Source organism: Terriglobus sp. YAF25 (assembly GCF_052113305.1).
Taxonomy (GTDB): Bacteria; Acidobacteriota; Terriglobia; order Terriglobales; family Acidobacteriaceae; genus Terriglobus.
Map to the genome: position 1 here is coordinate 1 of NZ_JBFRCY010000507.1, position 3,480 is coordinate 3,480.

The 3,480-nt window shown below is 56.7% G+C and carries 2 protein-coding genes; both read left to right on the forward strand.

All coding sequences use genetic code 11. From position 1 onward, the window contains the following. Positions 1-161: 161 nt before the first annotated feature. On the forward strand, positions 162-1,160 hold the full coding sequence (locus tag AB4043_RS18980) for a family 43 glycosylhydrolase (RefSeq protein ID WP_442300704.1): 999 nt from the start codon (positions 162-164) through the stop codon (positions 1,158-1,160). A gap of 71 nt (positions 1,161-1,231) precedes the next feature. Further along, positions 1,232-3,334, forward strand: coding sequence for a TIM-barrel domain-containing protein (locus AB4043_RS18985; RefSeq protein ID WP_442300705.1), 2,103 nt, complete (start codon positions 1,232-1,234; stop codon positions 3,332-3,334). Positions 3,335-3,480: the final 146 nt, after the last annotated feature.

Genomic DNA, 3,480 nt, shown 5'->3' on the forward strand with positions numbered 1-3,480 from the left:
GTCCGGTACTGTCCGCTGGTAGAGGCAGGGAGGCGCGTTATTTACGAACGCGCCTCCTTTGACGCAGGAATCCCGCTGCCAGCAGAATTGCTGCGACTGCTTCGCTGAGTGTGCTCGGGCAGATCTTACGCATTCATGGTTCGCGGAAAGGGTTTTGGAAGATGAAGAGGTCGAGGTGGCTGCTCACGTTGGTTTATAGCGTCTGTGGAGGCGTGATGCTGCAGCAGTCATGCAGCGCTCAGGAGAAGGTGATTCGGCCGGGAGAGGTATGGCTCGACGATCGTGGGCGTTCGATCGAAGCGCACGGTGGTGGAATCCTGAAGGTGAAGGATACCTATTTCTGGTTTGGGGAAGACCGCACTCCGACGAATGATCCCGATAAACGTTATGTCTCCTGCTACTCATCCACGGACCTGGTGCATTGGAAGTTTCGCAACCAGGTGCTGAAGCTGAGCAATCCTGAGAATCTGACCAACTGGATTCTGGAGCGGCCGAAGGTCTTCTACAACAAGCAGACGAAGAAGTTTGTCATGTACGCCCACCTGGATGCTTCTGGCTACAAGCTTGCACGCGTGGCCGTCGCGGTGAGCGACACCGTAGATGGCGACTACAAGTATGTGAAGAGCTTTCGTCCTCTCGATCAGGAGAGCCGCGATATCGGCCAGTTTATCGATGATGATGGCGCTGCGTACCTGATCTTCGAATCGCGTCCGACGCACGGCTTCTTTATCGCCAAACTCTCAAACGACTATCTGTCGGTCGAAAAGCAGGTCAGCTTCATTCAGGCTCCGCTCGAAGGCGGGGCGATTGTGCATTACAAGGGGCTGTACTACGTTCTTGGCTCGCATCTCACCGGCTGGAAGCCAAACCCCAATGTCTATGCCACGTCCAAGTCACTGGCGGGGCCATGGAGTGAGTTCAAGGATGTTGCTCCGCCGGAAGTGAATACCTATAACTCGCAGTCGAGCATGTTGGTCAGAGTTACTGGGACGAAAACTACAACCGTGATCTATATCGGAGACCGCTGGAAGCCGTCTGCGCTGACAGACAGCCGCTATATTTGGATGCCGCTTGAGATTGGCTCAGGAAGTATGAAGCTTCCTGAACCGAAGCCCTGGACTCTTGACGTTAAAAGCGGCGTAGCTGCGCTTCTTCCATAACAGCGAAGTTTGCCTGCACCACAACATACGAAGGAAGGTCGATGTCATCGAATCGGATTACGAGAAGAAGCTTGGCGAAACGTCTCCTGATGACGAGCGCTGTAGCCTCAGCGCCAGGAGTATTGTCTGCTCAGGAGAACGAGCAGTCATTACGGCAATTTGCGGACTGGACCGAGGTTCACCCGGGCGTATGGAGAGCACGCGTCGGAACTCCGGAGTCCTACACCCCGGTCTCAGGCCGGTTGGTGGATCCGCAGACCGGCGGATTTGATCGCCTGCCTCGTGTGGCCGAATCTCCACTTCCTTCTATCTCAGGCGCCACTTCTATCCGGGGAACAGTCGTTCAGTTGCCGCTCCGGCCCAATGAACTTGTCTTCGGTCTAGGGCTGCAGCTTCTTTCCTTCGATCAACGTGGAAAGAAGAAGACCATCCGAGTGAATGCCGATCCCAGATTTGATTCGGGAGACTCCCACGCTCCGGTACCGTTTTACGTCACGACCAAGGGCGTAGGCATTCTGGTTGATACCGCTCGTTACGCCACCTTCTTTGTCGGGAACGCACGGCCCAAGCCGGAGGAGCCGGCAACGAACGTCAGCAACGTCAATCCTGATCCGAATTACACACACAACATTAAGACGGACGATCAGGGGCAGGTTACGGTGGAGATCCCGAATGCCTCCGGTATTGATGTCTATCTCTTCGCCGGGCCGCGCATGCTCGATGCTGTTCGCCGCTATAACGTCTTTTCGGGCGGAGGCTTTGTGCCGCCGGAGTGGGGGTTGGGGTTCTGGTATCGGGCAGATGCGCGGGCGACATCGCAGAGAGTCGTGTCACTCATGAAGGAGTTCCGTGACCGCAAGATTCCTTGCGATGTCTTCGGGTTGGAGCCGGGCTGGCAGAGTCACTCGTACTCCTGCACTTTTGCGTGGGAGGGGCAGCGGTTTCCTGAGCCGACAGCATTTCTGTCAGAGATGAAGGCATTGAACTGCCGTGTCAATCTCTGGGAGCACGCTTTCGTCCATCCGGCATCGCCCGTGTTTCCTGCAATGAAGTCACTGTCGGGAGACTATGGCGTTTGGGGAGGTCTGACGCCGGACTTTGCGGATCCTGCGGCAAGGCGYGTCTTTGGCGAATACCATGGCAAGACTTTTGTCGATGCAGGTGTCAGTGGCTTCAAGCTGGACGAATGCGACAACTCCGACTACACCGGAGGCTGGTCGTTCCCTGAGCTCAGCCGTTTTCCCTCTGGACTCGACGGCGAGCAGATGCACAGCGTGTTTGGGCTTCGCTACCAATACACCATCTGGGATGAGTATCGTAAGCGGAATCTGAAGACCTACGGTCTGGTACGTTCCAGCGGCGCCCTGGCTGCGCCTTATCCCTTTGTTCTGTATAGCGATCTGTATAACCATCGCGACTTCATTCGCGGCTTGGCGAACTCCGGCTTTAGCGGTTTGCTATGGTGCCCGGAGGTGCGCGATGCCGCCAGCGAAGAGGATTTACTGCGACGCCTGCAAAGCGTCGTCTTCTCGCCGCTGGCACTTGTGAATGGTTGGTACATCAAGAGTCCGCCGTGGCGCCAACTGAATCGCAAGTTGAATAACGCCGGGCAGGATATGGCCAACTGGGAAGCAACCGAATCGCGTTGCCGCGAGATTGTTGGCTGGCGCATGAGCCTGGTCCCGTATCTGAAGAGCGCATTTCATCGCTATGCCGCCGATGGAACGCCTCCCTTCCGCGCACTGGTGATGGACTGGCCGAATGATGCCCGCCTGGCGAAGGTGGACGATCAATACATGATCGGTGACCGCATGATGGTGGCTCCGTTGTTCGCCGGAGAGGCAAAGAGGGAAGTTGTTTTCCCCAGCGGGAGCGACTGGCATGACTTCTGGACAGGAGAGCTGATCAAGGGCGGCGCGACAGTTACAGTTGATCGAGCTGCCGAAAAGATTCCTGTGTATGTGAAGGCCGGCAGCATTGTTCCCTGGGCCGATGTGGGAGCCCATACAGCCGCGCCGGAGTCCAGGCGTTTAACGGCGCGTGTGTACGGTAACGGATCGCTGAGCTTCAAGTTCGAAGGCGATGCCGGCGCGGAGATGCGGTGGTCTGGAGGACGGGGCGCAGTTGCTGGAGAGACCGACTATCGCGTTCACCACTGGCAACATCTGGGCTGAATACAGTGATTGGTAGAAATACAACGCGGAGCCATATGGCTCCGCGTTTGTCATTTACCGGGTGGACTTATGCGAAGGTCTCGCCGACCATCTCCTCACTCTTCTTCCAGAGTGCTGCCGCACTCGCGGGATCGAGAGCATAGCCA

Excerpts from the sequence above, each read along its gene's own strand:
- AB4043_RS18980 (WP_442300704.1), top strand. The coding sequence starts at position 162 with ATGAAGAGGTCGAGGTGGCTGCTCACGTTGGTTTATAGCGTCTGTGGA.